Annotated in this window: 4 protein-coding genes; all 4 read right to left on the bottom strand. The window is 38.2% G+C overall.

Annotation, left to right across the window (positions count from 1 at the left end):
* Positions 1-136, bottom strand: a 136-nt coding sequence (locus ABXH34_RS11410; protein WP_353572011.1) for a (2Fe-2S)-binding protein, incomplete at its 3' end; no start/stop codon positions are given.
* A 257-nt stretch (positions 137-393) separates the two neighbouring features.
* A complete protein-coding gene (gene uup, locus ABXH34_RS11405) occupies positions 394-2,289 on the bottom strand; it encodes an ATP-binding cassette ATPase Uup (RefSeq protein WP_353572010.1) in 1,896 nt (631 codons plus the stop codon).
* Positions 2,290-2,453: 164 nt separating this feature from the next.
* Entirely contained in the window at positions 2,454-3,038 is a 585-nt protein-coding gene (locus ABXH34_RS11400) for a superoxide dismutase (protein ID WP_353572009.1), read from the bottom strand.
* Positions 3,039-3,308: 270 nt separating this feature from the next.
* Positions 3,309-3,908, bottom strand: a complete 600-nt coding sequence (gene mobA, locus ABXH34_RS11395; RefSeq protein ID WP_353572008.1) for a molybdenum cofactor guanylyltransferase MobA — start codon at positions 3,906-3,908, stop codon at positions 3,309-3,311.
* Between the last annotated feature and the right edge of the window lie 231 nt (positions 3,909-4,139).

Below are 4,139 nucleotides of genomic sequence, written 5' to 3'. Positions count from 1 at the left end.
GAGTTGAACGGCCGCATTTTCCACATTGCTTGACAACGCCTAAGCATTCACGAAGTTTACGCATAGAGCACGCTCCATTACAAACTGCATTGTGAATTTGTTTATCTGTAACGCCCTGACAAATACAAATATACATAAACAATCCCTTATATCAGTTTCACCTTTAAGCTAAATTTACATGATAATGATAATGATTGTCAATAGTATTTTCATGTGTGGTGGTAGTTTTTTAAGAGTCAACTAAAAACAAGGTTGCGACTGAGTTCAATATAAAGAATAATATTTTTATATAATCAATCGGTTAAACTTTTAAGTTCAAGACTGAGTTAATCTCAATCTTGCACTTAAAAATCAACTGACATCGAACTCAGATAATACAGGATAACAGCGCGTTTAGGCTTCCAAACTTTCCCAACGCTGATAACAGTGTTGCAACTCATCTTCCACAGATTTAATTTTATTTAAAGTCTCATTCTTAGCTGCTTTTTCTTGTTTATAAAAATCAGCATTCGCAACAATTTCTTGTAGTTCTGCTAAAGCAGTTTCTAACTCTTCAATTTTCACTGGCAGATTATCTAGTTCTCGTTGCTCGTTGTAACTAAGCTTACGAGATTTTTCAACAGGTTTAGCCGCCTTTTCGGTCTTCTTCGGCTCTTTTTCAATTTTGGCAGATTGAGCCGTTTCTATCGGTTCGCGCTGGCGTAACCAATCCGCATAACCGCCCACATATTCATTAACAACCGCATCGCCTTCAAATGCAAAGACTGAAGTGACCACATTATCTAAAAAGCTCCGATCATGACTGACCAGCAATAATGTGCCGCTATAATTCATCAACAATTCTTCTAATAATTCCAATGATTCCACATCTAAATCATTCGTTGGTTCATCCATGACGAGCAAGTTTGCAGGCTTGGTAAATAATTTGGCTAATAACAATCGGTTACATTCACCACCTGATAATGATTTAATCGGTGAATACGCCCGAGCGGGTACGAATAGAAAATCATTCAAATAGCTCATGACATGCTTGGATTTGCCATTGATGTCTACATTATCACGGCCTTGCCCAATCGCATCATATAAGGTTTGTTCGGGGTCAAGCTGAGAACGTAATTGGTCAAAATACGCCACTTGTAATTGCGTGCCATGTTTTATTTTGCCGCTGTCTGCTTGAATTTCATCCAATAACATTTTGAGTAAAGTGGTTTTTCCCACCCCATTAGGCCCAATCAAACCAATTTTATCACCACGGATAATCAAGGTTGAAAATGGATTAATCAGCGGTTTACCTGCATACGACTTACTGATATTTTCTGCTTCAATTACCATTTTTCCAGATGATTCACCCGTATCGACACTGAGTTTGACTTTACCCACTGTTTCACGTCGTTGCTGGCGTTCTTGACGCATTTTTTTCAAAGCACGGACACGGCCTTCATTACGAGTACGACGGGCTTTAATCCCTTGGCGAATCCACACTTCTTCCTGAGCTAACGCTTTGTCAAATTTAGCATTTTGGCTGGCTTCTGCTTCCAATGCGGCTTGTTTGGTTCTTAAATAAGTTTGATAGTCACCGGGGTAACTGGTCAGCATCCCACGATCTAATTCAATGATGCGCGTAGCCAAACGTTGCATAAATTGGCGATCATGGCTGATAAACAACAAACTGCCATTAAATTCTAATAATAAATCTTCCAACCATGTAATAGCTTCAATGTCTAAATGGTTGGTTGGTTCATCTAATAATAATAAGTCAGGCGCGGTGACTAAGGCTTGAGCAATTGCGACACGACGTTTCCAACCTCCTGATAATTGTTCTACTTTATCATCTGCGGATAAATGCAAACGAGATAAAACTGTTTCCACTCGCTGTTCCAATAACCAGCCATCTTGAGCTTCTAACTGATGTTGCGCATGTTCTAGTTTTTTCATCAAAGCATCAGCATCATCTTTATTTTCAGATAATTGATGTACTAAATCATGATAAGTTTGCACTAATTCGCCTACGTCACCTAAACCGCGTGAAACCGCATGAAAAATAGTGTCATCAGGTTCGAATATTGGCTCTTGAGCTAGATAACTAATACGGCTGCCTTGTTGGAATTGTAACAGCCCACTTTCAGCTTGAATTTGTCCTGCAATGATTTTTAATAACGTAGATTTGCCTTCGCCGTTGCGCCCAATTAAGCACACACGTTCGCCTTTTTCTAAGCGTAAATTGATTTTGTCCAGTAAGGTAACGTGACCAAAAGCAATGGTAATATTGTCTAAATTAACTAATGACATGGGTTTTTCTCATTACACTGATTCCCATGTGTGGTTTACTTAAAAGGGAATGTGTTGAAATAGGATGAATTAAGCGGGCTATTTTAAATCGAAAGGCGACAATTGAACATCAAAGTTTAATGCAATTCCCACACAACAAGATATGGGAACGCAATAATAGAGAATTAAGCAGCGAAGTTTTGTGCTACAAAATCCCAATTTACTAATTTCCAGAATGCTTCTAAATAAGCAGGGCGAGCATTGCGGTAATCAACATAATAAGCATGTTCCCAAACATCACACGTTAATAAAGCGGTCGCGCCTTCAGTCATTGGTGTGCCTGCGTTGCTGGTGCTAACTAATTCTAAGCTACCGTCAGCATTTTTCACTAACCAGCCCCAACCAGAACCAAACGTTGTAACAGACGTTTTAGCGAATGCTTCTTTGAATGCTTCAAATGAACCAAATGCACTAATAATCGCGCCAGCCAATGCACCAGTTGGCTCGCCACCACCGTTAGGGCTTAAGCAGTTCCAGTAAAATGAATGATTCCATACTTGAGCTGCATTGTTGAATACGCCGCCAGCAGGGGCTTTTTTGATGATTTCTTCTAATGATAAATTTCCATACTCAGTGCCTGATACCAAATTATTTAAGTTAGTCACATAAGTTTGGTGATGTTTACCATAATGGAATTCTAACGTTTCTTGAGAAATATGAGGAGCTAAAGCGTCAATTGCATAAGGTAAAACGGGTAATTCAAAAGCCATGAAAAACATCCTTTCAAGATGGGTGGAAATTCTGGGTCAGTATCAAAAACGCTGCTTTGTATTTATCAGTCAGCAATACAAAGCCACTGTTTTATTTTGGTATGACAAGCTGATTTTTCAATAAGAGAATTGCATAAATATGATATTTTTTAAGTAATCACAAACAGATGAGGGATTTAAATAATTATGAATACTGTAAAAATAGGATGATTTGACCTTATTTTTTGTATATCACGTTTTTAAAAGTATTGCTGTTTGATGTTCTAAGCTCTATTGTGCATCTGTCATGATTTGCAAATCCTCAGGCGTATTAATATTGACAAAGAATTGAGGACAATCAGAAAAGTCTACTTCAACAACTTGTTGCTGTCGATACCATGCCTGTACTTGATGGTGATTTTGCTGCAAATAAATATGTAAATTATTTTGTAGATGACGTTGCATCAAAGCAAATAAGTATTGAGTACGCTGTCCATCTTGCACCATACTGATTGAAGCATCGCAGTCAATAAGATGTTGAGATAAACGCGAAACCAGAAAATCAGGTAAATAAGGTACATCGCAAGGGACAAATAAGACATAAGGGGTTTTCGCCGTTTGCAAACCTGTCAACATACCTGCCAAAGGACCTGCAAAATGCCCGAAACTATCATTCACTACAGGACATTGAGTTAAATCTGCATATTGTTGCTGATGACGATTGGCATTGATAATAATTTGATTCACTTGAGGTTTTAATCTATTAACTAGATGTTTTACAAAAGTTTGGCCTTGATAGATTAACAAACCTTTATCCCGACCCTTCATGCGCCGCGCCTGACCACCTGCAAGTATGACAGCCGTAATGTCTTGTGGAGCAATCTTATTCATCTTGGTTGTTTATCTCATTGACTAGCGAACACCGCGTGATATTGTATAATACAACATGATATTGAGGGTTTAGAGTAATAATAAAAAACTTCTGCACTTATATTCTTTAAAAGTGTTACGCCAAACATTAATCCCCATCCTCCAACCCACTACGGTGCAGAGGTTTTTTGTCTTGTGCCCAGCCATCACTATAATCATGCTTTAAACGATAAGATTGGTATTCAGTTAGAT

This window comes from Candidatus Albibeggiatoa sp. nov. BB20 (assembly GCA_016744725.1).
Lineage (GTDB): Bacteria > Pseudomonadota > Gammaproteobacteria > Beggiatoales > Beggiatoaceae > Albibeggiatoa.
Note: the sequence above shows the minus strand (reverse complement) of the source record. Positions and strands in the feature narration are given on the sequence as shown.

Bases quoted from the DNA above. Each gene is read 5' to 3' on its own strand.
- mobA (WP_353572008.1), bottom strand. From the start codon at position 3,908: ATGAATAAGATTGCTCCACAAGACATTACGGCTGTCATACTTGCAGGT.
- ABXH34_RS11400 (WP_353572009.1), bottom strand. From the start codon at position 3,038: ATGGCTTTTGAATTACCCGTTTTACCTTATGCAATTGACGCTTTAGCT.
- uup (WP_353572010.1), bottom strand. From the start codon at position 2,289: ATGTCATTAGTTAATTTAGACAATATTACCATTGCTTTTGGTCACGTT.